Source organism: Paenibacillus sp. GbtcB18, assembly GCF_019091125.1.
Taxonomy (GTDB): Bacteria; Bacillota; Bacilli; order Paenibacillales; family NBRC-103111; genus Paenibacillus_F; species Paenibacillus_F chitinolyticus.
In genome coordinates this window covers 1-233 of the sequence record NZ_JAGXJX010000923.1, presented here as the reverse complement: position 1 = coordinate 233, position 233 = coordinate 1, and the positions used below count along the sequence as shown (strand labels likewise).

1 pseudogene is annotated in these 233 nt (G+C 58.8%); it reads left to right on the top strand.

The features are described 5' to 3' along the window. Positions 1 to 12 precede the first annotated feature (12 nt). Positions 13 to 233, top strand: a pseudogene (locus KVT34_RS31305) (indole-3-glycerol phosphate synthase TrpC); the annotation flags it as partial.

The window sequence follows — 233 nt, the reverse complement described above, 5'->3', positions numbered from 1 at the left end:
AAAGATTTTACCATCGTCCCGCTGCAGGTTCTGGAAGCGAGAGTCATCGGCGCGGATGTCGTTCTGCTGATTGCGGCCATTCTCAAGCCTTCCGAGCTGTAGGAACTCAAGCAGCTCGCGCAGGATGTCGGGCTCGACGTTCTCGTGGAGGTTCACGCCCGCCGGGAGTTGGAAACGGTCCTGGGGAAGGCTGCGACGCGAGTGGGCATAAACACCCGGATCCTGAAAACGTT